The sequence below is a fragment of the Chloracidobacterium sp. N genome, assembly GCF_018304765.1.
In the GTDB taxonomy this organism is placed as follows: domain Bacteria; phylum Acidobacteriota; class Blastocatellia; order Chloracidobacteriales; family Chloracidobacteriaceae; genus Chloracidobacterium; species Chloracidobacterium aggregatum.
This window is the reverse complement of record NZ_CP072642.1, coordinates 2,219,603-2,245,264: the sequence shown is the minus strand read 5'-3', so window position 1 is coordinate 2,245,264 and position 25,662 is coordinate 2,219,603. Positions and strand designations below refer to the sequence as shown.

Sequence of the window (25,662 nt, the reverse complement as noted above, 5' to 3'; positions counted from 1 at the left end):
CTTTTTTGGACTTAGTCTAGCCAGTGTTATGAAACGACTCACGGCCCAAGAAGTAATTGCCCTGATTCGCACCCGTGGCCTCAAGCTGACGCCGCAGCGCCTGGCCATCGTCGAGTATTTGCAGCAGTGCACCCACCATCCGACGGCCGAAGAGGTGCTGGCTGCCGTCAACGCCAGGTTTCCCATGGCGTCGCGGGCAACGGTCTATAACACGCTCAACTGGCTTCGGGAAAACGGGCATCTGATGGAAATCCACGAAGGGGGCGTGATGCGTTTCGATCCCAACCTTGAGCCACATCATCACTTTGTCTGCCGTCAGTGCGGACGGGTTGAGGATGTTGAGTCAGAGTTGGTCGGGCCGTGGCCGCAGTGCACGTTACCGGGGCGGCACGTCATCGAGGGCTTCGACCTGACCTTGCGTGGCCTGTGTGCGGACTGTGCCCAGTCGGGCCAGGCGGCCGGGGCCTGAAATTTTTTTACCCACTGATTTAGACAAAATCTAAATCAGAATTCTGTCCATAAAGGAGACCACACCATGAACCAACCCCAGACCAAAACCCAGCAGAACCTCCAGGCGGCCTTTGCCGGTGAAGCCATGGCCAACCGCCGCTACTTCTACTTCGGACAGCTCGCCCGCAAGCTGGGCAACGAGGAAGTCGCCCAGTTGTTCGAGCGTACGGCCGACGAAGAAACCGGGCACGCCTTTGCCCACCTGCAACTGATATATCCAGAGTCGGAAATGACCGTCGAGAAGCTGCTTCAAATCGCCTATGAAGGCGAAATGTACGAAACCGAGCAGATGTACCCGACCTTTGCCGAAGAAGCGCGGCAGGAAGGGGAGTCTGCCGCCGTGGCGGAATTCGTCGAGCAGGGGGCTGAATCCCGTGAGCATGCCGAGCGGTTCAAAGCCATGCTCCAGCGGGCTGCCAAACAGTTCAAAGCCTTTGGACGGGTCGAGGCTGCCCATGCCAGACGTTATGCCGAGGCGCTGGAAAAAGTGACGGCACGCTGAACGTTCATTTTCTCAGCCAGGTGACGCGCGCCCGGGCGCAGGCTGGTGTTCCCGGAGGCGTCTGGCGCGTGTCCTGGCACCAAGGAGCACCACTTATGGAATACCTCGTTTTGGCCACGTCGCTGCGTACGGACAGCCACAGCCGGATTCTGGCCCGCCAGGTGACTGGGGCTTATGCCCAACGTGGTGGACAGGTGGCATTCGTGGACTTGCGCGATTATCCTCTGCCGCTCTGCGATGGCGGGCCGGCCTACGATGACCCCGGCGTGGCGGCCCTGTCGGCACTCATTGCCAAGGCGCGGGTGGTGACGCTGGCCGTTCCCATCTACAACTACGATGTGAATGCAGCGGCCAAGAACCTTGTCGAACTTACCGGCCCGGCCTGGGCGGGCAAGATCGTGGCCTTTCTCTGCGCCGCCGGCGGACAGCGGAGCTATATGTCAGTGCTTGGACTGGCCAACAGCCTGATGCTGGATTTTCGGGCCGTGATTGTCCCGCGCTTCGTCTATGCTACGAAAGCCGACTTCCGGGACGGGCAACTCTTCTCACCGGAAATCGCCGCCCGCGTTGATGAGTTGGCGGAAACTTCCATGCGACTGCGCTACGTGTAACTGCGCTACGTGTAAAGGCAAGGCCTTTCCAGCGGGTGCCGGGGCTTGTTTACGGGTTTCCACATTTTCACAGTTTTTTCCACAGGAGGATAGCGTTATGGGTGAGCAACTGCACGCAACACGCCTTGACCTGCCCGAAGAAATTCGGGTTGCGGTCATTCGGCTTCTCAATCAATCGTTGGCCACGGCACTCGACCTCAAAACCCAGGTCAAACAGGCCCACTGGAATGTCAAAGGGCCGCAGTTCATTGCCCTGCACGAGATGTTTGACGAGATGGCGACCGAGCTGGACGGCTTCGTGGATGACCTTGCCGAGCGCGTGACGGCGCTGGGTGGTACGGCGCTGGGAACGGCGCGGATCGCGGCGGCGCAGTCGGTTCTGGCGGAATATCCCACCGACATCCAGGACGGGCTGGATCACGTCAAGGCGCTGGCCGAGCGGTATGCCCCATTTGCCCACCATGTTCGGGCAGCCATTGCCGAAACCGATGAACTGGGCGATGCCGATACGGCCGATCTCTACACCGGCATTTCGCGCGCGATGGACAAGCGGCTGTGGTTTCTTGAAGCCCACCTGCAGGCAGCGCGCTGACGAGCTATGGGTGCACCGCTGGTCGAGTGCGTCCCCAACTTCAGCGAAGGTCGGCGGCCGGAGGTCGTGGCGTCCATTGTGGCGGCAATAGAGCACGCCCTGGGGCAACCGATCCTTGACCAGCATCTTGATCCCGATCACCACCGGTCGGTCATCACCTTTGCCGGTTCACCCGAAGCCGTGCGCGCCGCCGCCATAGCCGGCCTGGCCCAGGCGGTGGAATGCCTTGATCTCTCCAGACATCAGGGCGTTCACCCGCGCATTGGCGTCGTGGATGTCGTGCCGTTCATTCCGGTACGCGGCGTGACCATGGCCGATTGCGTGGCCCTGGCCCATCAGGTCAGCCAGCAGGTGTCCGCCCGCCATGGGCTTCCGGTCTTCTGCTATGGCGAGGCGGTGCGTCAGGCGGTGTACCGTGATTTGGCTGCGATTCGGCGGGCCGTACGGACTGTGCCGACCTTTCCGACGCCGGACTACGGCCCGCCACGGCCGCATCCCACGGCCGGAGCCGTGGCCATCGGGGCGCGCGATTACCTGATTGCCTTCAATGTCGAACTTGAAACGGACGCGCTGGACATTGCCCGGTCTATCGCGCGGGAACTGCGGGCAGCGCAGGGCGGCCTGCCAGGGGTCAAGGCGCTGGGGTTGCACCTGGCTTCCCGTGGTACGGTACAGGTTTCCTGCAACCTGACCGACGTGCGCCGGACACACCCGGCAGATGTATTTCACGCGGTCGTGGCGGCGGCGAAACGCCATGGGGTTCGGGTTGGGCGGCCGGAATTGGTTGGTCTCGTACCGACGCCGGATTCCACCCTCGGATTTGATGCGGCTACACAAGCGAGCCTGTTTCCCGACGAAAAAATCCTCAGTCGTCGCTTACGGCTCGAATGAACGGACGCCTTATCCGCAAGGAGCACCGCTATGACACTACTTGAACGCCTGCGTCAGCGGGCCGCGCAGTTGTCCAGGCATATTGTTCTGCCGGAAGGGGAGGACCCGCGCACGCTGCGCGCGGCCGTGATGTGCCAGGAACAGGGAATGGCACGGGTGACGTTGCTGGGTGACGCCGCGCGTATTCGTGAGCAGGCCCAGGCGCTGGGGATTGACCCGGACCGCTTTCCCATCGTCGAACCAGCCACGGCCCCGGAGCACGAAACCTTCGCCCAAGCTTTTTATGAGCGCCGCAAAGCCAAGGGCTTGTCTCTGGAACAGGCCCGCGAAGTGATGTGTGACCCCCTTTACTTCGGGAACATGATGGTGCAGACGGGACGTGCCGACGGTTCCGTGGCCGGGGCTACGCATTCGACGGCCAAAACCGTACGGGCGGCGCTTCAGGTCATCGGTCTGGCGCCGGGCTTCAACATCGTTTCCAGCTTCATGCTCGTCACGGTACAGGACCCGTCCTTTGGTGCTGACGGAAACTTTCTGTTTGCGGACTGCGCGATTGTCATCGAACCATCCGCGGCTGAACTCGCCGACATTGCGCTGGCCGCAGCGGAAAACTGCCGTACCTTTCTGGGCGTCGAGCCAAAGATTGCCATGCTGTCGTTTTCCACGCGGCGCAGTGCCGAGCATCCGCTCGTGGACAAGGTGGCAGCGGCTGTGCGGCTGGTGGCGGCGCGGCGTCCCGAACTGCTCGTGGATGGTGAAATGCAGGCCGATGCCGCTATCGTGCCCGTCGTCGGGGCGCGCAAAGCGCCTGGCAGCCCGGTGGCCGGTTACGCCAACGTGCTGATTTTTCCCAGTCTGGAAGCGGCCAACATTGCCTACAAGCTGGTCGAACGCCTGGGCCGGGCGACAGCCATCGGGCCGATTTTGCAGGGGTTGGCCAAGCCAGCCAACGACCTTTCCCGTGGCTGTGATGCCAGCGACATCGTGGACGCCATTGCCCTGACGGCACTCCAGGCGGCGCAGACCCCGGCTGCCGAATAGCCTTTGCAGGCGGCGATTGACCCCAAAAATATGAGACAGGGTTTGACATTGCCTTCACCCTGATGATAGAAGGCTGGCACTTCCGGCTGAGCTTTTCGAGCGTTTTGCGTACTCCGCCCTGATCTGTTCTCGCAGGTTGATGCGTTCGGAGGCTCACCACCATTCAAGTTGGGACTTTTCAGGAGATGCCATGACGTCATGCCTTGGTCTTTGGCGCGTATCCGCATTCTGTGCGTTGACGCTATGCGGAACGGTCGTCGCGGTTGCGCAGTCGCCAGCGCCTCTGGTGTCCACTCCAACAACGTCGGGGCGCGCCCTCATTGCGGCTGCGGAGCGTCATTTCAAACGCGGTGAAGAAGCCTTCCGCAACGGTCAGTTTGAAGACGCCAGGCAGTGTTTTGCGCAGGCCAGGGCCGTTCTTGAACAGGCTCCAGCCGAGTTGCGCGCCGGACAGGATGTGCAGGCTTACGCTTTTGAACTCCAGGGACGCATTGAACTGCTGCACACCGGTTTGCGACAGGCGGCGCTGGCAGCCGGTCAGGGGACTTACCGCGACGAACTGGCGGCCCTGGACATCAGCCGCATCAGCGCCCGTCCGATGGGTGAGCTGGATATGTCGAACTTCGACTTCAGGTTCACGGTGACGGCGCAGGTGTATCAGTTTATGAACTTCTACACGGCTGGGCGGGGCCGCATCACGATGGAGCGTGGGTTGATCCGCTCCGGGCGCTACCGCGAGATGGCCGAGCGCATTTTTGCCGAAGAAGGTGTTCCGAAAGACCTCATCTGGCTGGCCCAGGTCGAATCGGTGTGGCAGCCACGGGCGTTGTCCTTTGCCAAGGCGCGCGGTATCTGGCAGTTCATTCCGGGGACTGGCACGCGCTTTGGACTGCGGCAGGATGCCTACATGGATGAGCGCGTGGCGCCGGAAGCTTCCACCCGCGCTGCGGCCCGCTACCTGAAGTTTCTGCACAACTACTTTGCCGGCGACTGGCTGCTGGCCATGGCGGCCTACAACTGCGGTGAGCGCAATGTCGAGCGCGCCATCGAGCGGTGCGGCTATGCCGACTTCTGGGAATTGCATCAGCGCGGACTGCTGCCCCGTGAGACACAGAACTATGTTCCGGCCATTCTGGCCGTCATCGCCATTGCCAAAAATCACAGGCAATACGGCTTTGATGTGACACCGGAGCCGCCGATGCAGTACGAAACGTTCCCGCTCGATTCGCCAACCTCGCTGGTTGTGGCGGCCGACCTGCTCCAGGTTCCGGTCAGTGAGCTTTCGACCCTCAATCCTGAGCTGCACCGGGCGCTGGCCCCGGCAGGCTTCAGCCTCAAGCTTCCGGTGGGCACCCGCGAGCGCTTTGCCGTGGCCTATGCGGCGCTGACACCCCAGGACCGTCTGGGCGCGGCTGTGACGCCCACCCTGGCTGAAAGCCGGCCGGCCGTCGCCCCACGTTACACCACGCGCAATGCGCGCACGACGGGACGCCGCTACCGGACCCGTTACTGACAGCGTGCTACGGTTGCCCCGCTGGGCACGCCGTTCGGATGACCTCCCACCTGCCGTCTGTGGCGTTGTGGCTGCCGCGGGCGGCAGATTGGCTTGACCGCGCCTATGAATCATCCGTCCTCGCCTGCCGGGCGGCTTCTGGTTGCACTGGACACGGCCGACCGCGCCGTGGCCGAGCAGCTCATGCGGGAGGTCGCTCCCTATGTCGGAGGCTTCAAGATTGGCAAGACGCTGTTTACGGCGGCCGGTCCACCCGTTGTGGCAGCGGCGCTGGCGACCGGCGCACGTGTCTTTCTGGACCTGAAGTTTCATGACATTCCCCACACGGTGGCCGGTGCGGTGGCGGCGGTGATGCAGCTCGGCGTACACCTGTGCACCGTACACACGCTGGGCGGACGGGCGATGCTGCAAGCGGCCGTCGAGCCACTGGCTGCACTACCGCCGGGCAGCCGGCGGCCGACCATTCTGGGCGTGACCCTGCTGACGAGCGCCGATCAGGCGACACTCGATGAGATTGGGCTGGCTGGAACACCGGAGGAGGTTGTTCTCCGTCTGGCGCGTCTGGCCGTGGACTGCGGGCTGGGGGGCGTGGTGTGTTCGCCCCAGGAAGTCGCGGCAGTGCGGCGTCTCGTGCCCAAGGATTTCGCCATTGTGACGCCGGGCATCCGTCTGCCGGATGCCATCCCGGACGACCAGCGGCGGGTGCTGACGCCCCGCGCGGCGTTGGCGGCCGGGGCTACCTACCTTGTGGTGGGGCGTCCGATTACGGCGGCGACTGACCCGGCGGCCGCCGCGCAGCGCATCGTGGAAGACCTGGCTGCACTCTGAAATCTGCCCGGTAACGGTGGAGCAGCGGGCCGGAATGGCCGGCTTTTTTCATTTGGACCGCTTTTCTTCTCACACCTCGGAAGACAATTGACTATGTTGGAAGCAGGTCTCCTGACTGCTTTCCATCCGAGGTTTCTGCCATGCCACTGCTGCCAATGATGCCGGGCTGGGTTGTGTTCCTTCAGGACGCGCCAGGTTTCAATCAGTTGCCTTTGCCCATGCGCATCACCTTTACGGTCGTTGCCATCGGCACCATGTACGCCATCTGGGTGTTTGTCTTTCGGGATTTGATCCGTCAGGCCACCCGGATTGAAGCCCGTGATATAAAGCGGTTGGCACATCTGGCCGAATCCCACCAACTCGGTGTGGCCATTGACCAACCGGTGGTTCTGGATCGGCTGAATATCGCGGATACGGATGAATCAGAACGGGCGTACAGCGCCGTTCAACTCTACGAGCAGGGGCTTGTTCTGGCCAGCCTGCACCACCAGGGTTGGCAGTCGGAAGTGGTCGTCCGTTATGCCAACCTGGAAGCGGTACGAAGCTACTCCGAACGGCAGTTGACAGGCTTTCGGGCAGCCATTCTGGGGCCGTTGGCCTATCTCGTTCAGAAAAAACGGCACTACCTTGGCCTGCTGATACGAAATCAGGATGGCACCGTCCAAACGGTATTACTTCAGGGGAGACGAAACGTAACCGAAAAGCTCGGCGCTGCGATTGATTCGGCGCGGTGTGCTGCAAAATCATCCCCACTCACCCCGGAAACAACATTGTCGGTGGCTGGTTAGGGGTAATTCAGAGAAAAAGTATTTCCCTTTTTTGAGTTATTTCGTCTATAAACGGCCTGGCACTTTCAAGACATTTCGTCCACTTGAAAGCATTACCGAGATAACTCGAAAAAAGGGGAAGTGTAAAAGCTATGGCAAACACAAAGCAAAACTCAGCCCAGAGTGAAGTGAAGAAGCGCCGCGGAAGAGTGGCACAAAGTATCACGATACCGGTCAGTCGCCAGACGATGGCCGTTCTTGAAACTTATGTCATGCTCGGCCAGGCAACCTCGGCAAGTGCCGTTGCCGGGAAACTTCTGGCGCGCGCGGCTGAAGATTTGCGGGAAAATCTGGCACGCCAATTGAGCAGTAACCTCGGACGTGAGCAAAAGGGTGAAGCCAAAGAGTGAAGCCCGGCCTGAATCATCTCCTGTCCTTCCGGGGAGCCTGACCGGAAACGGTGCGGTTCCCACGCCCCAACCCCGATAGCCGGAGAGAACATGGCAGGATCGCCCCGTCAGGCATCCTGCCATCGGCGGCTCACTCCACTGCCGGCCGTGTTTCCTGGTGGCATGGCGGATTTTCCCCCGCAAAAACACGCTTGATTTCCCGGACGGTATCAAGCCTTCGGTTTCTGACTGGCAGGTTCTTTCCCCCAGGGACGCTGCCTGAAACGGGTTGCCCGCTGGCGCTTTGAAGCCCGGACGTGGTGCTTTCCCGCCTTTTTCGCCAGGGCAGAAGCATGGAAAATGCACCAGTGTCGTTTTCGGTACGAACAACCCCCGCCCATCGGCGCATAATCCAAGGGTATTGGCAGCAGGACATCCTCTGGCTATCCGGTTACGTCCTCATCAGGTAGCCAGCCCCACACTGACCTTACAACCAGGAACTCACTGTATGTTCGAGCGATATACCGAAAAGGCCCGGCGGGTCGTCTTCTTCGCCCGGTACGAGGCCGGGCAGTTTGGCGCGCCCGCCATTGATGCCGAGCACCTGTTACTGGGCTTGATGCGCGAAGACAAGGCACTGGCCAACCGGTTCTTTCTCAAGGCGCACCTGACGCTGGACGGGGTGCGCCGTGACATCGAAGCGCGCACGGTGCGGCGGGAACGGACGACGGTGGCGATGGACCTGCCCCTGTCGCCGGAAGCCAAGCGGATTCTTGTCCATGCGGCGGAAGAGGCCGAGCGGATGAACCTGCGTGCCATTGGCACCGAGCACCTGTTGCTGGCACTGCTCCGCGAGGAAAACACCCTGGCGGCGCGTATCCTGTATGAACATGGCCTGCGGCCGCAGGCCATCCGGGAGGAAATCCTGCGGACCCTCTCGCCCGCGCCCAGCACAACGCCCTCCAGCGGCAGCAAGAAAGAATCCTCCGGGATTGCCGAATACAGCCGCGATCTGACCGAGATGGCGGCGCGGCGGATGCTTGATCCCCTCATCGGACGGCAGACCGAAATCGAACGGGTCATTCAGATTCTCTGCCGGCGCAACAAGAACAACCCGCTGCTCATTGGGGAGCCGGGCGTGGGCAAAACCGCCATTGTCGAGGGGCTGGCCGAGCGGATTGTGAACGGTGAGGTTCCACGTTTTCTGGCGGACAAGCGTATCGTCGCCCTTGACCTCAGCTTGGTCGTGGCCGGAACGAAGTACCGCGGGCAGTTTGAGGAACGCCTCAAAAACATCATGCGGGAGCTGGCCGAGGCCAAGAACGTCATCGTCTTCATTGACGAAATCCATACGCTCGTCGGCGCGGGTTCGGCTGAAGGCTCCCTCGACGCGGCCAACATCATGAAGCCGGCGCTGTCGCGCGGGGAAATCCAGTGCATTGGCGCCACAACGCCTGCCGATTTCCGCCGGAGCATCGAAAAAGACCGCTCACTGGAGCGCCGCTTCCAGTCGGTTCCGGTCGCGCCGCCCACCGAGGAGGAAGCCCTGGCCATCCTCACCGGTCTGAAGGAAAAGTATGAAGACTTCCACGGCGTAACCTACACTGCTGAAGCCCTGTCCACGGCCGTTCACCAGTCAAACCGCTACATCGTGGATCGTTTCCTGCCGGACAAAGCGATTGACATCATTGATGAGGCCGGCACCCAGGTCAAACTGCGCGCTGCGCAGCAGGTCACCCCGGCGCCGGTCTCACCAGCGCCCCGCCGCACGAGTTACTTCACCAGTTTTGGCAGCGAGTTGCCGCCGTCCCTGGAGACCCCACCCCCGCCGCTGTCCACTCCTGTGGTGACACGCGCCGACATCGAGGAAGTCATTGCCCGCTGGACGGGGATTCCCGTGTCGGCCCTGAAGGAAGATGAAGTCCAGAAGCTGTTGCGTCTGGAAGATGAGCTGCACCGGCGGGTCATCAGCCAGGACCGCGCGATTTCGGCCCTGGCCCGGGCCATCCGCCGTTCCCGCGCCGGCGTCCGCAGCCCGAAACGGCCTGTCGGAAGCTTTCTCTTTCTCGGCCCGACCGGCGTTGGGAAAACCGAATCGGCCCGCACCCTGGCCGAACTGCTCTTTGGCAGCGAGCGGGCGCTGATCCGGTTCGACATGTCGGAATACATGGAAAAACACGCCGTAGCCAAACTCATCGGCTCACCGCCCGGTTATGTGGGCCACGAGGAAGGCGGGCAGTTGACCGAGCAGGTACGGCGGCATCCCTACTCCGTGCTGCTGTTTGACGAAATCGAAAAAGCCCACCCTGACCTGTTCAATCTCCTGTTGCAGGTTCTGGAAGACGGACAACTCACGGACAGTCTGGGCACGACGGTCAACTTCAAGAACTGCATCATCATTCTGACCTCAAACATCGGCGCCCGCCACATCCAGAAACGGGGACGGCTCGGTTTTCATCCCGGCAGTGTCCCGGACGATGAAGCCGCGGTGATGAATGCCGTCCGGCAGACCTTCAGCCCGGAGTTCATCAACCGGCTGGACGACATCATCCTCTTTGAGCCGCTTGTCGAAGCCGATCTGGAAGCCATTGTGGCCCTGTTGCTGGCCCATCTCAACGAGACGTTGAGTTTCCGGGGGCTGTCCCTGTCGGCCACGCCGGAAGTGCTGGCCTGGATCGTGCAGCAGACGGCGCATGAGCGCCAGTATGGCGCGCGTCCTCTCCGGCGTGCCATCCAGCGGTTCATTGAGGACCCACTGTCGGATGCCGTCATCCGTGGCGACTTCAAGGATGCCACGCACATCGAGGTGTTCATCGAAAACGGTCAGATTCAGTTCCGCGCCCTGACGCCGGAACCAACCGAAGCCCTAGCAACTTCCTAGTTCCCCGTTTCCAGTTCCGGACCTTGCTTCTGACGGCGTTGCGTCCACGTGGCGCGACGCCGTTGCTGTTTCTTGACCGGACGGCATCCGGGAACTAGACTGCCTGACATTATGTGCGCTTTCGCACACTTTTCTTCGAGGACATCGTTACATGGCGTTTCACATCACTGCGGATGGGAAGAAGCTCGTCACGCTGATCCCTGGTGACGGGATTGGGCCGGAATGTGTTGAGGCAACCCGGCGCATCATCGAGGCCGCCGGGGCGGCTGTGGCCTGGGAGGAGCGGGCGGCCGGGGCAAGTGTCTTTCAGCAGGGCGTGCCCTCCGGCGTTCTGCCTGAAACCATTGAATCCATCACCAAAACGCGCGTCGTTCTGAAAGGGCCGCTCGAAACACCGGTTGGCTTCGGTGAAAAGAGCGCCAACGTGACGCTGCGCAAGCTGTTTGAGACCTACGGCAACATCCGTCCGGTACGCGAGATGCCCGGCGTGCCGACCCCCTTCACCGGGCGGCGGCTGGACATGGTGGTGGTGCGGGAAAACGTGGAGGACCTGTATGCCGGGATTGAACACATGCAGACGCCCGGCGTCGCCCAGTGTCTGAAGCTCATTTCCCGCAAGGGATGCGAGAAGATCGTACGTCTGGCTTTCGAGTTTGCCCGCTCCGAGGGACGCACGAAAGTCCACTGTGCGACAAAATCGAACATCATGAAGCAGACCGAAGGGATGCTCAAACGTACCTTCGAGGCCATTGCGCCGGAGTATCCCGACATCGAGGCCAACCACATCATCATTGACAACTGCGCCCACCAGCTTGTGAAGCGCCCGGAGCAGTTCGATGTCATCGTCACCACGAACATGAACGGCGACATCATCAGTGACCTGACTTCCGGTTTGATTGGTGGGTTGGGCTTTGCGCCTTCCGCCAACATCGGAAGTGAAGTCGCCATCTTCGAGGCCGTCCACGGCTCAGCGCCCAAGTATGCCGGGAAAGATGTCATCAACCCGACGGCGGTGCTGATGTCCGGGGTGATGATGCTGCGCCATCTGGGCGAGTTCGAGGCGGCGGCCAAAATCGAAAACGCCCTGCTCGTGACGCTGGAACAGGGCATTCTGACCCGGGATGTCGTGGGCGATGCCAAAGCTGTCGGCACGCGGGCCTTTACGGACACCATCATCGGCAATCTGGGCAGGCAGTCCGAAAACTGGCGGGTGCGTGAATACAAGCCGATTGTGCTGCCTGACTTCCCGAAGGCCCCGGATGTGGTCAAGGCTGAAGTGCGGCGGACGATTGGCGCGGACATTTTTGTTGAGACGGGCCAGTTGCCGGAACAGCTTGGGCCGGCGCTTGAAGCCATTGCCGAAGGAAGCGCCCTCAAGCTCAAGATGATTTCCAACCGTGGGACAAAGGTCTATCCCTCGGTTGGGGCGATGACGGATTGCGTTGACCACTACCGCTGCCGCTTCATTGCGCGGGATGCCGCCGGCGATCTGAACGACGCTCAGATTCTCGATCTGGTACAGCGCATCGGCAGCCAGTATCGCTGGATGCACATCGAGAAGCTGCCGGAGTTTGATGGCGAAGCCGGCTACACCAAAGCCCAAGGGGAAGACTGAGCCGCGGTGGTTTGAACTCCGGGCCTGAAAGCTGATGTCCCGGAAGGGAAGTTCCGGTGGGGGATGCGCGCCGGGCGGCGCGTGTCCCCCGCTTTGTTGGCCGGATGTTGCTCAATGGCGCAACGGCTGCCTGTGCCCTGTGTCGGGCTGGGAAAAAACACAGCCGGAGCTTGCTTTGGTTTGGCTTGGAGTATAAAGACGCACCTGCCGGGCAGGTGTTTCCCTTCCGGGATTTCAGCCGGCCCTGACCCGTACTGCGCCACAGCCTTCCACGTCCAGCGTAAAAAGGATGCCTTATGCCCCATTCAACAATCCTGGCGGCTACTTTTGTTGCCGCAATCGGAGCGAGTTTGGCCTGTTCCACAGGAAGCCAGCCGACTCCCCCACCTGCCAAGCCGACAACGCCAGCCCCAGCGCCGTCAGCCGCACCGCCGGCGGCTTCAGGTACGAAACCGGCGCCACCCCCGAACGCCCAGAAAAAAGAACTGCCCAGGGAGAAGCGGGTCGCACCACCCGCCGACTGGGAAACCATGTATGACCCGGTGCGCGGCTATTCGTTTGAAGTTCCCAAGGGTACGACGGAAGATCACAACGAGGGCAAGGACGGCGTTGATGTCTATATCGGCACGACGCCCAAACCTTCGGAACTGACCATCCTGGTTGTGGCTTTCAAGGACAAGCGGCTCACAATAAATGACCTGTTCAAGACTTCCGAGGACATTCTCAAAGAGCTTGGCTTCCTGCTCTCACACGGCAAGGAAGAGATGCTCTCCGATGACTACGGTTTGGCCCTGGGCAACCTGACAGACAAGGATGGCAAGAAGTACAAGGTGAAGATTCTCGTCGCAACCGACGTCACGGACAACTACATCATGGTTGTCGGCACGACGGAGGATGAGTTCAAAGCCCACGAGCAGGAGATTGACCAGATTTGGGGCAGCTTCACCATGTACAGCGGTGGGGCGAGCGGTAACAGCTAACGGATCACCCCCCTACACTGGACCACCTGCCGGCTCCACCATGCCGCCGGGGACATGCGCCGGTTGCATGCGCAGGTTCCCGGCGCTGTCGTTTGTCCATGTTCCTCTTCACACCGCCGACGGCGGAGCAGTTGAAAACCTTTCTGGAAAGCCAGACCCGGCAGCCCCTGACCTATACGGCCGAGGGAGCCACGCGCCTGGCCGCCGCCTTGCCGGACGGCTACACGGTTGACCACAGGCGCGTTGCGCTTGGCTCTGGCGAAACCGTCTTCCGGCGGGCCTGTGCCGCCCTGCGCCGGTGGGAGATGTTCAACCTGGGCTGGCTCACCTGCCACCCCCGCGCTACGCCAATCGAAGCCGGACAGGTGGTGGCGATTGTGCCGTGGCACTTCGGGTTCTGGTCACTCAATGCCTGCCGGATTGTCTATGTCATTGCTGAGGAACGCCGGTTCGGATTTGGCTACGGAACGTTGCCGGCCCATGTCGAATCCGGGGAAGAGCGGTTTCTCATCGAGTGGGAGGCTTCCACGGACACCGTGGCGTATGACATTCTGGCCTTTTCGCGTCCGGCGCATCCGCTCACCCAACTGGCGTATCCGGTGACACGGCTGTTTCAGTGGCGCTTTGCCGCCGATTCCGGCCGGGCCATGCGCCGGGCCGTAGTGGCCGGGGAAGGCATACCGGAGGGGTGACGGATGCGTTTGCGGGCCGGGACCACATGCAGGATGCCTGATGATGAAGCAACCAATGCGCGTGATGTTGGGGATGGTGAGTCTGGCGCTGGCCGGGGTGGTGCTGGCCGCGCCGTCGGTGCAGGGGCCGTCGGGCCCCATCCGTTTTGCTGAAGGACGTTATGAACTGGGCCGGCGCACCCGCGCCCTTGAACGCGCCTGGATGCAGTGCCGCGACCCGGAGCGGCGCGCGGCGGCGATTCCACGGGTGCAAACGGCCGTGCTGGGCTTTTTTTCGGGCAATACCGGCGCCGTTGCCCAGGCGCTCGATGAAACGGCGGCGGCATTGGGCAACCAGCCCATGGAGGCTGCCGACCGCTGGGCTGGGGCCTTGTCCGTCACGCCGGCGCGGGCGTTGCTCGACCTGCGGGAAACAGCCTGTGACGTCGTCATCAACACGCTCTACGAGGTCACTGCGCCGCGTCCCGAACTGGTGCTGCAACTGCGGGTTGGCCGGCAGACGACCAACGTCCGGCTTGCGGCCCGGACGGCCCTGCCGCACCGGGTACGTGTGACCTGCGAACCGGCACGGCAGGAAGCGGATACGGCGCTCGACATCGTGGTGGGAACGCCGGACGCGCCGGCACGCCGGAGCTGGCGTGTCGGACTCAGCCGGGCGCGCGACCTCGACCGGCGGCTGGCCGCCTTGCAGGCCGCTGCGGCCGAGTTGACGAAAACACCCCCGCCTGACGCGCTGGATGTGGACCTGGCCACGCTCTCCAGCCGGCTGGCGATGCTCAAGTCCATGCGCGAAAGCGCCCCGGCCGAGACCGATGTGCCCGGCGTCCGGCTGTTGCAGGATACCGAAGCCATGGTGCAGCAGCTTCGCGCCAAACCGGCGGCCTCGACGCTGGCCGGGCGACAGGGCGAGCTGTTCCTGAGCGTCCCGACGGCCAAGGGACCCCTTCCGGTACGCGCCCTGGCCGCGCCGGAAGCGCCCGTCGTGGTCGTGGCCTTTCACGGAGCGGGCGGCAGCGAAAACATGTTTTTTGACAGCTACGGCGACGGCGAAATCGTCCGCCTGTGCCGCGCGCGGGGCTGGGGACTGATCTGCCCACGGGTGACGAGTCCGCTGGATGACTACGGTCCCGTCATCGAGCGGCTGCCGGCGCTGGTGGCCCCCAGGGCGACGCGCCTGTTCATCGTCGGCCACTCGCTCGGCGCAGCAACGACGTTGGCGGTGGCCGCCAGGTACGCCGACCGCCTGGCCGGCATTGCACCCATTTCCGGCCGTGCCCCTGGCAGCCTGTCCGCCCTCAAAGCCGTGCCGGCCTTTGTTTCTGCCGGGACAAAGGACTTCTCACGTTCGGGTTCCGAGCAGCTTGCCGAACGCCTCCGGGCGCAGGGAACACCTACAACGTTCAAGCTCTACGAAGCCGAACACCTGCTCGTCGTGCCCGATGCGCTGCCGGATATTTTTGCCTGGATGGATGCGCTGGTGCGCGGTCAGCGCCAAAGCTGACTCCGGGCGAAGGCGGCTTCGGCTCAGGCCGTCGCGGACGGCAGTCCGAAGTCTTCAGCCACAGCCGCGGCCGCCAGCTTGCCCGACAGCAGGACCAGCGGAATCCCGCCGCCGGGATGCGTTCCGCCGCCGGCAAAATAGAGTCCCTGGGCTTCCTGTGCCCGAATCGGCGGACGCCAGAAGGCATTGCGCAGGCTGTTGGAGGACAGCCCGTAAATGGCGCCGCGATGGGCGTTGAACCAGCCGGCAAACCGCTTGGGTGTCAGCCTTTCTTCGACCACGATGCTTTCCGAAAGCCCGGTCAGTCCCAGAGCTTCCAGCCGCGCCACAATGTGGTGCCGGTATGCGGAGGCAATGTCGTCCCAGTCATAAGCTTCACAGACGGCCGGGGCATTGACCATGACGAACAGGTTTTCACCTCCGGGCGGGGCCTGGGTTGGGTCCGTACGGCTTGTGGCGCAGACGTAAATCGTCGGGTCCCGGGGCGGCGTCAGGGTGTCGAAAATTTCGCTGAACTCCCTGGGATAGTCGCCCGAAAAGAAGATGTTGTGGTGGGCCAGCGTGTCGAAACGGCGGCGTGTGCCGAGCAGCAGGATGAAGCCCGAACAGGATGGCTCGATGCGCGCCAGCCGCCGGTCATCATAGGTGCGCCGCCGCAGTCCGGGAAGCAGTCTGGCGTAGGTGTAGAGCGAGTCAGCATTCGATACCACGACCTCGGCCGCCAGAAAGGTGTTGTCTTCAAGGCGTACCCCCTGGACGCGCCCGCCTTCCACGACGATTTCGGCCACGGGGGCATTCGTCTGGATGGTGACGCCCCGCGCCGCCGCCACCTGAAGCAGGGCTTCGGCAATGCGGTACAGCCCGCCGGCGACGTACCACGCGCCGAAGGCAAACTCGACGTAGGGAATCAGGCAAAACGTCGCCTGTGCGCGGTAGGGCGAGGAGCCGTTGTAGGTGGCATAACGGTTGAACAACTGCCGCAGGTAGGGGCTGGAAAAGAATTCCGTCGTGCGGTCGGCAACGGTTTTGAGCGTGGCCAGGCGTGGCAGCTGCCGCAGAAGCTGGCGGTCAAGGCGTTGCCAGAGCTGGCGCCAGTTGCGAAAGTCACTGAACAGAAACACCGGCGCGGTGGCCGTGTAAAGGTCAGCGCCGTAGCTCAGGAAGCGAAAAAAAGCGGCTTCATCTTCCGGGGCGATGCGGCGCAGTGCCGCGACCGTTTTGGAAAGATCGGCCGAAAGATCGAGTTGCGCCCCATCGGGCCAGCGGTAGCGGCAAATCGGGTCAAGTGGCTGAAGCGTGAGGTAATCGTCAAGGCAGGCGCCGGCGGCCGCGAAGGTGTCGCGGAGGATGTCCGGCATCGTGACGAGCGAGGGGCCCGTATCGAACGTGTAGCCATCCGCCACGATACGGTTGAGCTTGCCGCCCACCGTCGGATTTTTTTCCAGAAGCGTCACCTGAAAACCGCTCGCGGCGAGGTGCAGCGCCGCTGAAAGGCCGCCGAGTCCGGCACCGACGATGATGACGCGCTTGGCCTTCATGACAACGCTGCTCCCCGGATGCGGCTTCAGTCCTGACGACGGCCGTCCTGACTACGGCTGCCGGCGGCGCGAAGCGTCCAGAACCTGAACCGCTGGAGAACGTTCCGGCGCGAGCGGTTCCATCTGCACCAGATGCATGGGCGGCATGCGTACCAGAGCGTGGGCGGCATGCTCGGCCATGTGTTCGCGGATGTAGTCGAGCAGGGCCATCATGTTCTGGTGCATTTCCTCCATCCGGTCGCGCATCCCCAGAATGACCTGAACGCCAGCCAGATTGACGCCCATCTCGCGGGTGAGGTTGAGAATGCACTTGAGGCGTTCGAGGTCGGCGTCGGTGTAATAGCGGGTGTTGCGCGCCGAGCGCGAAGGGATCAGCAGCCCCTCCCGCTCGTACATGCGGAGCGTCTGCTCGTGGATGCCAAAGGTTTCAGCGACCACACCAATCGAGTATCGGCGTGTTTTGGTCTGCTTCCGGTCGCGTGTCGTCATGGCTTTGTCCTGCACAGGTGACGTCACTCGACGCCGAGTGACTTGCGTGGGTTTTCCGGGTTCAGGCGCTCGTACTGGCGCAGCAGTTCCTTGGTTTCTTCGCTGATGATCGCCGGCAGGACGATTTTGACTTCCACAAACTGGTCGCCGCGCTGTCCGGGACTGCGCAGCACCGGGAAGCCCTTTTCACGGAGGCGGAACTTCTGCCCGGATTGTGTTCCGGGTGGAATGCGCAACTGCGCCTTGCCCCCAACCGTCGGGACTTCGATTCTGGCGCCCAGCGCCGCTTCCGGCACGGTGATCGGCACGGTGCAGTAAATGTTGTCCCCCTTGCGCGTGAAGAAGGGATGTGACCCGACGTTGGTCACCAGGTAGAGGTCGCCGGGCGGCCCGCCATTGACGCCGGGGTAGCCTTTGCCGGCAATGCGCACCTTTGAACCGTTGTCCACACCGGCCGGAATGCGGGCCGTGATGGTTTCAGCCGGGCGCCCGGCCATGGGCGGCAGCGCGACTTTGACCGTTGTGCCTTCCATGGCCTGCTCGAAGGTAATCGAGACGGTCTGTTCGATGTCACGTCCGGCCTGCGGGAAAGGACTCCGGCCGGTGGCGCGGCCGCCGCCGAACATCTCGGCAAAGATGTCCCGGAACGAGGCTCCGCCGGTGGCGCTGCCAAAGTCGAACGTCGAGAAGTCGAAGGGCATGCCGCCCCCGTCCGCCCCACGTCTGGCTGCCTCGGCATGGGCTTCGGTGTACACGCCGAACCGGTCATACACCTTGCGCTTTTCTTCGTCGCCCAGCACGTCGAACGCCTCGGAGATGCTTTTGAATTTTTCCTCGGCAGCCTTGTCACCCGGGTTGACATCCGGGTGATACTTGCGCGCCAGCCGACGGTAAGCCTTCTTGATTTCTTCGGCCGAAGCGGTTTTGGGAACGCCGAGCGTCGCGTAATAGTCCTGCTTCGCCATGGTCGCCTCCGTGACCACACTTGAAGAACCGGGCCGCGCCGCCGGGACCGTGCATCCCTGCCGCACCTGGCGTCGGGAGGGGCGGCCCCGGCCCCGGCGCGCGGGTCCCTACCGCTTGTCATCCACGTCCACGTATTCCGCGTCAATGACGTTGTCATCGCCCTTGCCGGGTTCGGTGCCGCTGGCCCCGGCGCCAGCCGCGCGGCTGCCGGCGGCGTCTTTGTACATGGCTTCCGAAACCTTGTACGTCGCCTTGGTCAGGCGGTCATACAGGCTGTTGAGTTCGGAAAGCGATGCGGTTTCGAGTTTCGATTTGGCCTCGGACAGAACCCCCTCGATTTCGGAAAGCGTTGCCGCTTCGATTTTCTCGCGGTTGTCGGCAATGAGCTTCTCGGTCGAGTAAATCAGGGAGTCGAGCTTGTTCTTGGTTTCGATGCGCTCGCGCAGTTCGCGGTCCTTGGCGGCGTTGGACTCGGCTTCGCGCACCATCCGGTCAATGTCTTCCTTGCTCAGACCCGAACCGGAGGTGACGGTAATCTTCTGTTCGCGGCCCGTCCCAAGGTCCTTGGCCGTGACGTTGACGATGCCGTTGGCGTCAATGTCGAAGGTGACTTCGATTTGCGGCACACCACGCGGCGCCGGGGGAATGTCCACCAGACGGAACATGCCGAGCGTCCGGTTGTCGCGGGCCATGGGGCGTTCGCCCTGGAGGACGTGGACTTCGACCGACGTCTGGTTGTCGCTGGCTGTCGAGAAGATTTCGCTCTTGCGCGTCGGGATCGTCGTGTTGCGCGGGATCATGACGGTGTTGACGCCGCCGAGCGTTTCGATCCCCAGGCTGAGCGGTGTGACATCGAGCAGGAGCAGGTCCTTGACATCGCCGGCCAGCACCCCGGCCTGGACGGCCGCCCCGATGGCCACAACCTCATCCGGGTTGACCGAACGGTTCGGCTCCTTGCCGAAGAACTCCTTGACCATCTGCTGCACCTTGGGAATGCGCGTCGAGCCGCCCACCAGAATCACTTCGTCAATCTGGGAGGGCTTCAGCCCGGCATCTTCAAGCGCCTTGCGGCAGGGTTCGAGCGTCCGCTGGAGGATATGGTCAACGAGTTGCTCGAACTTCGCCCGCGTCAGCTTCATCACCAGGTGCTTGGGCCCGGAGGCGTCCGCCGTGATGAAGGGCAGGTTGATTTCGGTCTCCATCGCCGACGACAGCTCGATCTTGGCCTTTTCGGCGGCTTCCTTCAGCCGCTGGAGTGCCATCTTGTCGGCCGTCAGATCAATACCCTGGTCCTTCCTGAACTCGCTGACGATCCAGTTGATCAGGCACTCGTCCACATCGTCGCCGCCGAGGTGCGTGTCGCCATTCGTGGACTTGACTTCGACCACGCCTTCACCGACTTCGAGAATGGAGATGTCGAATGTGCCGCCGCCAAAGTCAAAGACGGCAATGGTCTCATCCTTTTTCTTGTCCAGCCCGTAGGCCAGCGCCGCCGCCGTCGGCTCGTTGACGATCCGCTTGACTTCGAGACCGGCGATCCTGCCGGCATCCTTGGTGGCCTGACGCTGGGCATCGTTGAAGTACGCCGGGACGGTAATCACCGCCTCGGTGACGGGCTGCCCCAGGTAGTCTTCCGCCGCCGTCTTGAGCTTCTGCAAAACCATGGCGGAAATCTCCGGCGGCGCCCACTCTTTCCCGCCACCGACCAGGCGCACGTCGCCGTTCGGACCTTCCATCACCTTGTACGGCACCTGCCTGACCTCGCCTTTGACCTCGTTGAAACGCCGGCCGATGAAGCGTTTGACGGAGTAAAACGTGTTTTCGGGATTGGTGACCGCCTGACGTTTGGCAACCTGTCCCACCAGGCGGCTTCCGTCTTTGGTAAAGGCCACGACGGAAGGCGTCGTCCGCGCCCCTTCCGAGTTCGTGATGACGATCGGCTCGCCGCCTTCCATCACGGCGACCACCGAGTTGGTCGTTCCCAAGTCAATGCCAATGATTTTCCCCATGGCTTTCCTGTTGCACTCCACACAATCGTTGAAATCAGGCTCACCAAACACCGCTGGAGAGCGTCGTGACGCTCACCGGCCGGCATTGGAAGTGTCCTGTGTGGGACTATAAGATTTGAGTATGGTGCTGTCAACTTTTTCTTACTTCAGGATTGTGGATGGCGGCGGCTGGGTTTTCTTGGCGCGCAGCACCACCTGGTCATTGGCCGCCACCAGAAACAGCCGGCGGGCCGTCGTGCTGTTCACCGCCTGCGGGTTGTAACGCAGGCGAAACCAGCGCCGCCGCACTTCATCGGTCAGTACGGCCGCGGCCTGGGCTTCATCCAGCTTGAAGCTGCGCCCGCCCGTGCCCTCGGTCAGCAGCCGGAGGGCCTCGGCCGGCTTCGGGCCGAGCCGTCTGGCGCGGGGCGCGCCGTACGTCCGGTCCTGCGCCTGCATGGCATACACCACCACGTCTGCCGACTGAAGGGCCGCCAGCGCCGCTTCAAACGAGGTTTGGGAGCCTTCGTCATAGCCGTCTGACAGCAGGACAATGACACGCTTGCTGACGGTCGTCGCCGGACGGAAGACATCTTCGGTCACGGCCAGAAGCGCATCGTAGAGGCGTGGCGCGGAGCTTTTGCGGAAGAGCTTGGCTCCGGCGACGAGCTGTGCCGCGTCGTCTGTCAGATCACACAGAATTTCCGGCGCTTTGGCGTAGCCGACAAGCATCAGCCGGTCGCCGGTAAAGAGTTCCCGGATAAGCGAACGCGCCTTCTGCTCCATATCACCGACTTCGACCTGGAACGTGGCCGAGTTGTCAGCCAGAAAGACGATCGTTGCCGCCGATGGGTCCGGCTCGATGCTTTCGATGACCTGCTCCACCCCGGCGTCATACAGGGTCAGATCGGTTGTCGTCAGGCGGGTTGGGGGAGCTTCCGGCGTGGGCACCTGCGCAATGACCGTGAGCGAGAGGTACGGTACCGGGGCGTCTCCAGCCCGCCCCGACTGTCCCCAGACACGCTGGCGGGCGTCCCGGCCCAGCCCCAGTCCGCAGATCAATCCCAGGCCGGCCCGCAGCAGGAACGCGCGCCGGGGCAGCCTTTCCGGCAGAATACCAGGGGCGGGAGTCAGACGGTTTGACGGTTTCACAGGCAGGGCTTCCGGTATTGGCGAAGACTTCGGTATTGGTGGCCGCACCCGGCCGTTTGCTATGCTGGGTATCCGATGTCGGTACGTGCCGTGTCGGATGTCCCCAAACATCCTTTGGCGTAGGCAATAGTAGCACTATGGCACATGCATCAGACGCGACAGACGGGCGCTTGTGGATGGGGGTAGAGTGCGCGGCCACCTTTCTCCGGGGCATTGTCTGTGAAGCGAATGGGGAAGTCGTCACGCAGCGTCAGCGGCCGCTGACCGGGCATGCGCCAGCGGAAGCCGTGGCTGCCGTGCGGGCGCTCATCGCCGAACTGCTGGCGACCGAGTCCGAGCCGGCTTTGTTTGGCGGTGTCGGGCTGGCCTTGCCGGGCAGCCTCAACCGGGCGACGGACCGGTGTGAGTCCAACACGCTCTGGTCGGCCGTGGCGTTGGATGAGCTGCGGCCGTGTGGCACCCTGGGGACAGCCCACCTGGTCTCGCGGGCGACGGCGGCCCTGATGGGCGAATACCGGTGCGGTGTGGCCCGGGGCTGCCAGACGGTGGTCTATGTCGAAGTCGGGTCGGAACTTTCAGCGGCCATGCTCCATGATGGGCGACTCTGGAGCGGGGCAACGGGCATTGCCGGCGCGATTGGCTACGATTCGGTGGATGTGGACGGCGACCTCACCCTGCAGGAACGGGTCGGCGGCGAAGGACTGATTCGGCGGGCCAAGGAGCGGATGTACCGTGACCGTACCTCTTCGCTCTCACGGCGCGGCATCCCGCGTGACCGGGAAATCGGTCTTGAAGACCTGCTCACCATGGCGCGCCTGGGGGACGAGTTGGCGCAGGTCATCATTGCCCGTGCCGGGGTTCACCTGGGCATGGCGGCGGCGCGCCTCATCAACCTGCTCAATCCTGAGTTGCTGATTGTCGGGGGCGAGCTGGTTTCCGCCGGCGAGGTTCTGCTCGCTCCGGTACGTGAGGAAGTCGAGCGCCGGACAGCACCTTCGGCGCTGGCCGTCTGCCGCCTGCTGCCGGCCACGGTTGGCGCGGCGGTGGGGGCTGCCCAGGCGGCCTGTCAGGCCTTGTCCACGGCCGCCGGGCGGTAATCCGGCAGTCCCTAGCGGGCGGTTTCGTCGTCCGCTGCGAGGACATACGCCGCCAGCCGTTTGCCGAAGGCGCGGGGTGGTGTCGGGCCGCTACAGTTGAACACCAGGCCGTCGAGAGGCAGCGCCTGGAGTTGTCCGAAAAGTTGCATGCCGTTGACCCGTACGGGAATCGGCTCGAAGTCGGCCGTGGCGAGCACCTGGTCGAAGAACGCGGCCAGGGTGTCTTCGGCGGTGAAGACGGCGGCAAGCAGGCGTCCGTCGGCATCGGGGGCCAGCACCAACTGGGCCGTGTCGGCGCCGGTTCGTTTCAGGACGAGCACATAGGCATCGTAGTCGCGCAGCAGCCCGATGGGGGTTTCCCCCGTGTCAATCGTTTCCAGGGCGCTTTCGAGTTCCACGATCCGGGCCCACTGGCGCAGGAGCGGGAGGTGTGCCTGCTGATAGTGAACGCCTTCGGGCAGTCCGGGATTGATTTCGACGCCGGCCAGGGTGTCGTCGAGGGCGCCGAAGAGGTTGGCGCCGTCCGTGACGACGCACTGTTGATCGGGAGCGCCCCCGGACTGTTCAGCCCAGGCTTCGACGGCGGCCAGGTCAGTAAACACTTTGATCCAACGTTCGCCGGCGGCATCCACGAAGGTCATCACGGCCGCTTCGCCCTCGGTGCTGATGTACACCGGCACGTGCCAGTCGGGATGTGTCATAAGGCTGCGGAAAAGCGTTGCAGACGACAACCGTCCGGCCAGGTGCTCGCGCACGGCCGTTCGGGCATCAGGCAGAGACATAGGGCAGGTTCTCCACGGATAACGGGTCCTGGCGTCAGGCAGGCGTACATGGCCGGTGCCCAAGGCCGGTGCTGGATACATCTCCAGTGTACTGGATGGTTGGAAAAAGGCGAAACTGCCGGGCAGAGACCCGCGATGGGCGCAACGTGCAAAGCTGTCGTCCGATGCCACCCGGTTGCGCTAGAATTCACGCGCATCGGGCGGCACCATCGGGGTCAATCCACGCCTGATCGCACCCACCATTTTACTGTGACCCGCATGTGGCGTTATGGGGGACTTCTACGCAACCCTGGGCGTGTCCCGTGAGGCTTCGCCAGATGAAATCCGGTCCGCTTTTCGCCGGCTGGCGCGGTTGTATCATCCCGATGTAAGCCAGTTGCCGGATGCGGCCGCGCGCTTTGCGGAAATCACGGCGGCCTACCGGGTGCTGGGCAACCCGGAGTTGCGGGCGCGGTATGACCGGGGCGAGTCGGTTGCGCCGCCACCGCCACGTCCGCGTGAAAGCCGCCGGCGGCGGGCAGCGCGGGCGCGGGCCTACAAGATTCGCATCGAGAGCATCATCAACGACATGCTCGAAGCCGAGCGCCGGGAGGCCGAGTTTCGGGCGGAAGCCGTACTGTTTGTCGTGGTGGGCTGGTTTTCGACGCTGGCGGCCACGGCCGTCCAGCCCTCCCTGCTGTTTGGGCCGGATGATCTCGTTGTGCGGCTTGTCCTGTGGGGCGCCTGCCTGTTCAGCCTGTGGTTTCTGGGGCGGCGGCTGTGGGTGATGCTGGAGCATTACACCTACCGGCAGACCCTGCTTTCCGTGACCGCGCCCTCCGTCCCGGCGCAGCCCTTCAGCCGAAGCGCCGTCGTCGGTCTGCTTCTGGCCGGTTACGCTTCGGCGCTGGTGATCGGATACTGGCTGGGGACGCTTGTCAACCGGCGTCCGAACGCGCTGTTCCCGGTTTTTGATGCCGTCCATGACGGGCTGCTGTTTCCCCCGATCACATTGCTGCTGCTCAGCGCCCTGCACCGCTGGGAACGGGCGCTGCGCCGCGCCTGAAGATGGGTTGGCGATGGGCGGTGGTGGCGGTTGCCAGCCGGTTGCCGGCGGGTGCGCGTCAGTCATGTGCAGGCTGCGGTATGGAGGTCAAATGTGCGAAATGTCACACTGGTGAAACGGAATGCCCCTGGCGCTTTGCTATAGTGGGGGAGCGCGTCGGGTGCCCGCCGGGGTGTCACCTGCGCCTGGCGACTTTGGGATAAACAGGGAAAGGGAGCGTCATGGAAGTTCGTACGTTGGGTGTGTTGACCGGTGGTGGGGATGCCCCCGGACTCAATGCCGCGCTGCGTGCCGTCGTTCGTCGCGCCATGCAGTACGGGATACGGGTGCTGGGCATTCATCAGGGATGGAACGGTCTCATTCACGGGCGGGTTGAGCCACTGACCCGGTATTCCATTTCGGGCATCCTGCCCCGCGGCGGGACGATTCTCGGCACGTCACGGATCAATCCCCTGGAAACCGATGAGGTGGCCGAGCGGGTACGCGCCAACTGGCGCAAGTACGAACTCGATGCGCTGGTGGTCATCGGCGGCGAAGGCACCCTCAGCGCCGCGCTGGACATGCACCGCCGGTATGACTATCCGATTGTCGGCGTGCCAAAGACGATTGACAACGATCTGTGCGGGACGGACATGACCTTTGGCTTCGACACGGCGCTGTCCGTGGCGACCGAGGCCATTGACCGGCTGCACACCACGGCGGAATCCCACGACCGCGTCATGGTGGTCGAAGTCATGGGACGCCATGCCGGATGGATTGCGGCCGGGGCCGGGATTGCCGGCGGGGCGGACATCATCCTCGTCCCGGAGCATCCGTTTCGGATCAGCGAGGTGTGCCAGATTCTCAATCACCGGAAGTCACTGGGGCGGTTTTTTTCCATCATTGTCGTGGCCGAGGATGCCCACCCGCATCCCGACGAAGATTTTCTCACGGCGGAAGAACGGGAGCGGGTTTTTCAGCACACCCGGCTGGGGGGCATCGGGCACCTGCTGGCGCAGAAGATCGAGGAACTGACAGGCATTGAAACGCGGGTGACGGTGCTGGGCTACACGCAGCGCGGCGGCGTACCGACGGCCTATGACCGGTTGCTGGCGACCCGGCTGGGCGTCAAGGCCGTGGATATGGTGCGCGCCGGCGAGTTTGGTTACATGGCGGCGCTGCAGGGCCAGCACATGGTCTCGGTTCCGATTGCGCATGCGGTTTCGTGCATCAAACGCCTGGATGACGAACTCTATGAGACAGCGCGTGTCTTTTTCGGGTAAACTCTGTGTCTCATTTGTGCGACAGAGCCG

General features: G+C 63.0%; 24 protein-coding genes. 18 read left to right on the top strand and 6 right to left on the bottom strand.

Annotated elements, in window-relative coordinates; all coding sequences use genetic code 11:
• The first annotated feature begins 28 nt into the window (after nucleotides 1-28).
• The 15 genes from J8C05_RS09390 (at nucleotide 29) to J8C05_RS09320 (ending at nucleotide 15,313) form a co-directional block, all read left to right on the top strand.
• Complete coding sequence (locus tag J8C05_RS09390; RefSeq protein WP_014100397.1) at nucleotides 29-469, top strand: Fur family transcriptional regulator; 441 nt, start codon at nucleotides 29-31, stop codon at nucleotides 467-469.
• A 66-nt stretch (nucleotides 470-535) separates the two neighbouring features.
• A complete protein-coding gene (locus J8C05_RS09385; RefSeq protein ID WP_211421946.1) occupies nucleotides 536-1,012 on the top strand; it encodes a rubrerythrin family protein in 477 nt (158 codons plus the stop codon).
• Nucleotides 1,013-1,107: 95 nt separating this feature from the next.
• On the top strand, nucleotides 1,108-1,623 hold the full coding sequence (locus J8C05_RS09380) for an NADPH-dependent FMN reductase (RefSeq protein ID WP_211421945.1): 516 nt from the start codon (nucleotides 1,108-1,110) through the stop codon (nucleotides 1,621-1,623).
• A 97-nt stretch (nucleotides 1,624-1,720) separates the two neighbouring features.
• Nucleotides 1,721-2,215, top strand: coding sequence for a DNA starvation/stationary phase protection protein Dps (dps, locus tag J8C05_RS09375; protein WP_211421944.1), 495 nt, complete (start codon nucleotides 1,721-1,723; stop codon nucleotides 2,213-2,215).
• A 6-nt stretch (nucleotides 2,216-2,221) separates the two neighbouring features.
• Nucleotides 2,222-3,106, top strand: a complete 885-nt coding sequence (gene ftcD / locus J8C05_RS09370) for a glutamate formimidoyltransferase (protein WP_211421943.1) — start codon at nucleotides 2,222-2,224, stop codon at nucleotides 3,104-3,106.
• A gap of 30 nt (nucleotides 3,107-3,136) precedes the next feature.
• Entirely contained in the window at nucleotides 3,137-4,147 is a 1,011-nt protein-coding gene (gene pta / locus J8C05_RS09365) for a phosphate acetyltransferase (RefSeq protein WP_211421942.1), read from the top strand.
• 286 nt (nucleotides 4,148-4,433) lie between these two features.
• The gene (locus J8C05_RS09360; RefSeq protein WP_211421941.1) at nucleotides 4,434-5,660 is read left to right on the top strand and encodes a lytic transglycosylase domain-containing protein; all 1,227 of its coding nucleotides are present in this window, start codon (nucleotides 4,434-4,436) and stop codon (nucleotides 5,658-5,660) included.
• Between the two features lie 105 nt (nucleotides 5,661-5,765).
• Nucleotides 5,766-6,488 (top strand): orotidine-5'-phosphate decarboxylase, encoded by a 723-nt coding sequence (gene pyrF / locus J8C05_RS09355; protein ID WP_211421940.1) that lies wholly within the window; start codon nucleotides 5,766-5,768, stop codon nucleotides 6,486-6,488.
• A gap of 140 nt (nucleotides 6,489-6,628) precedes the next feature.
• Nucleotides 6,629-7,276 carry a hypothetical protein gene (locus J8C05_RS09350; protein WP_211421939.1) on the top strand — a complete coding sequence of 216 codons (648 nt, stop codon included), beginning with the start codon at nucleotides 6,629-6,631 and terminating at the stop codon, nucleotides 7,274-7,276.
• A 188-nt stretch (nucleotides 7,277-7,464) separates the two neighbouring features.
• A complete protein-coding gene (locus J8C05_RS09345; RefSeq protein ID WP_198539640.1) occupies nucleotides 7,465-7,665 on the top strand; it encodes a hypothetical protein in 201 nt (66 codons plus the stop codon).
• A gap of 487 nt (nucleotides 7,666-8,152) precedes the next feature.
• Nucleotides 8,153-10,525, top strand: a complete 2,373-nt coding sequence (locus J8C05_RS09340) for an ATP-dependent Clp protease ATP-binding subunit (protein WP_211421938.1) — start codon at nucleotides 8,153-8,155, stop codon at nucleotides 10,523-10,525.
• Between the two features lie 151 nt (nucleotides 10,526-10,676).
• Entirely contained in the window at nucleotides 10,677-12,140 is a 1,464-nt protein-coding gene (locus tag J8C05_RS09335; RefSeq protein WP_211421937.1) for an NADP-dependent isocitrate dehydrogenase, read from the top strand.
• 296 nt (nucleotides 12,141-12,436) lie between these two features.
• Nucleotides 12,437-13,120: a hypothetical protein gene (locus tag J8C05_RS09330; protein WP_211421936.1), complete on the top strand. Its 684-nt coding sequence runs from the start codon at nucleotides 12,437-12,439 to the stop codon at nucleotides 13,118-13,120.
• A 98-nt stretch (nucleotides 13,121-13,218) separates the two neighbouring features.
• Nucleotides 13,219-13,812, top strand: coding sequence for a DUF1990 family protein (locus tag J8C05_RS09325; protein WP_211421935.1), 594 nt, complete (start codon nucleotides 13,219-13,221; stop codon nucleotides 13,810-13,812).
• 40 nt (nucleotides 13,813-13,852) lie between these two features.
• Complete coding sequence (locus J8C05_RS09320) at nucleotides 13,853-15,313, top strand: alpha/beta hydrolase (RefSeq protein ID WP_211421934.1); 1,461 nt, start codon at nucleotides 13,853-13,855, stop codon at nucleotides 15,311-15,313.
• A 23-nt stretch (nucleotides 15,314-15,336) separates the two neighbouring features.
• On the opposite strand, the gene J8C05_RS09315 is transcribed toward J8C05_RS09320, so the two are convergent.
• The 5 genes from J8C05_RS09315 to J8C05_RS09295 all read right to left on the bottom strand — a co-directional run bounded on the left by J8C05_RS09315 (nucleotide 15,337) and on the right by J8C05_RS09295 (nucleotide 21,446).
• Complete coding sequence (locus tag J8C05_RS09315) at nucleotides 15,337-16,851, bottom strand: phytoene desaturase family protein (protein ID WP_211421933.1); 1,515 nt, start codon at nucleotides 16,849-16,851, stop codon at nucleotides 15,337-15,339.
• 51 nt (nucleotides 16,852-16,902) lie between these two features.
• Nucleotides 16,903-17,340, bottom strand: coding sequence for a MerR family transcriptional regulator (locus tag J8C05_RS09310; protein WP_211421932.1), 438 nt, complete (start codon nucleotides 17,338-17,340; stop codon nucleotides 16,903-16,905).
• A 23-nt stretch (nucleotides 17,341-17,363) separates the two neighbouring features.
• Nucleotides 17,364-18,305 (bottom strand): DnaJ C-terminal domain-containing protein, encoded by a 942-nt coding sequence (locus tag J8C05_RS09305; protein ID WP_211421931.1) that lies wholly within the window; start codon nucleotides 18,303-18,305, stop codon nucleotides 17,364-17,366.
• Between the two features lie 108 nt (nucleotides 18,306-18,413).
• The gene (gene dnaK / locus J8C05_RS09300) at nucleotides 18,414-20,315 is read right to left on the bottom strand and encodes a molecular chaperone DnaK (RefSeq protein WP_211421930.1); all 1,902 of its coding nucleotides are present in this window, start codon (nucleotides 20,313-20,315) and stop codon (nucleotides 18,414-18,416) included.
• A gap of 141 nt (nucleotides 20,316-20,456) precedes the next feature.
• Nucleotides 20,457-21,446, bottom strand: a complete 990-nt coding sequence (locus J8C05_RS09295; protein ID WP_211421929.1) for a VWA domain-containing protein — start codon at nucleotides 21,444-21,446, stop codon at nucleotides 20,457-20,459.
• Nucleotides 21,447-21,583: 137 nt separating this feature from the next.
• On the opposite strand from J8C05_RS09295, the gene J8C05_RS09290 reads away from it, so the two are divergent.
• On the top strand, nucleotides 21,584-22,543 hold the full coding sequence (locus J8C05_RS09290; RefSeq protein ID WP_211421928.1) for an ROK family protein: 960 nt from the start codon (nucleotides 21,584-21,586) through the stop codon (nucleotides 22,541-22,543).
• 11 nt (nucleotides 22,544-22,554) lie between these two features.
• On the opposite strand, the gene J8C05_RS09285 is transcribed toward J8C05_RS09290, so the two are convergent.
• Nucleotides 22,555-23,325, bottom strand: a complete 771-nt coding sequence (locus J8C05_RS09285) for an SseB family protein (protein ID WP_211421927.1) — start codon at nucleotides 23,323-23,325, stop codon at nucleotides 22,555-22,557.
• 268 nt (nucleotides 23,326-23,593) lie between these two features.
• On the opposite strand from J8C05_RS09285, the gene J8C05_RS15730 reads away from it, so the two are divergent.
• Together J8C05_RS15730 and J8C05_RS09275 are read left to right on the top strand one after the other, a co-directional pair.
• Entirely contained in the window at nucleotides 23,594-24,370 is a 777-nt protein-coding gene (locus tag J8C05_RS15730; protein ID WP_211421926.1) for a J domain-containing protein, read from the top strand.
• 221 nt (nucleotides 24,371-24,591) lie between these two features.
• Entirely contained in the window at nucleotides 24,592-25,632 is a 1,041-nt protein-coding gene (locus J8C05_RS09275) for a 6-phosphofructokinase (protein WP_211421925.1), read from the top strand.
• Nucleotides 25,633-25,662 lie beyond the last annotated feature (30 nt).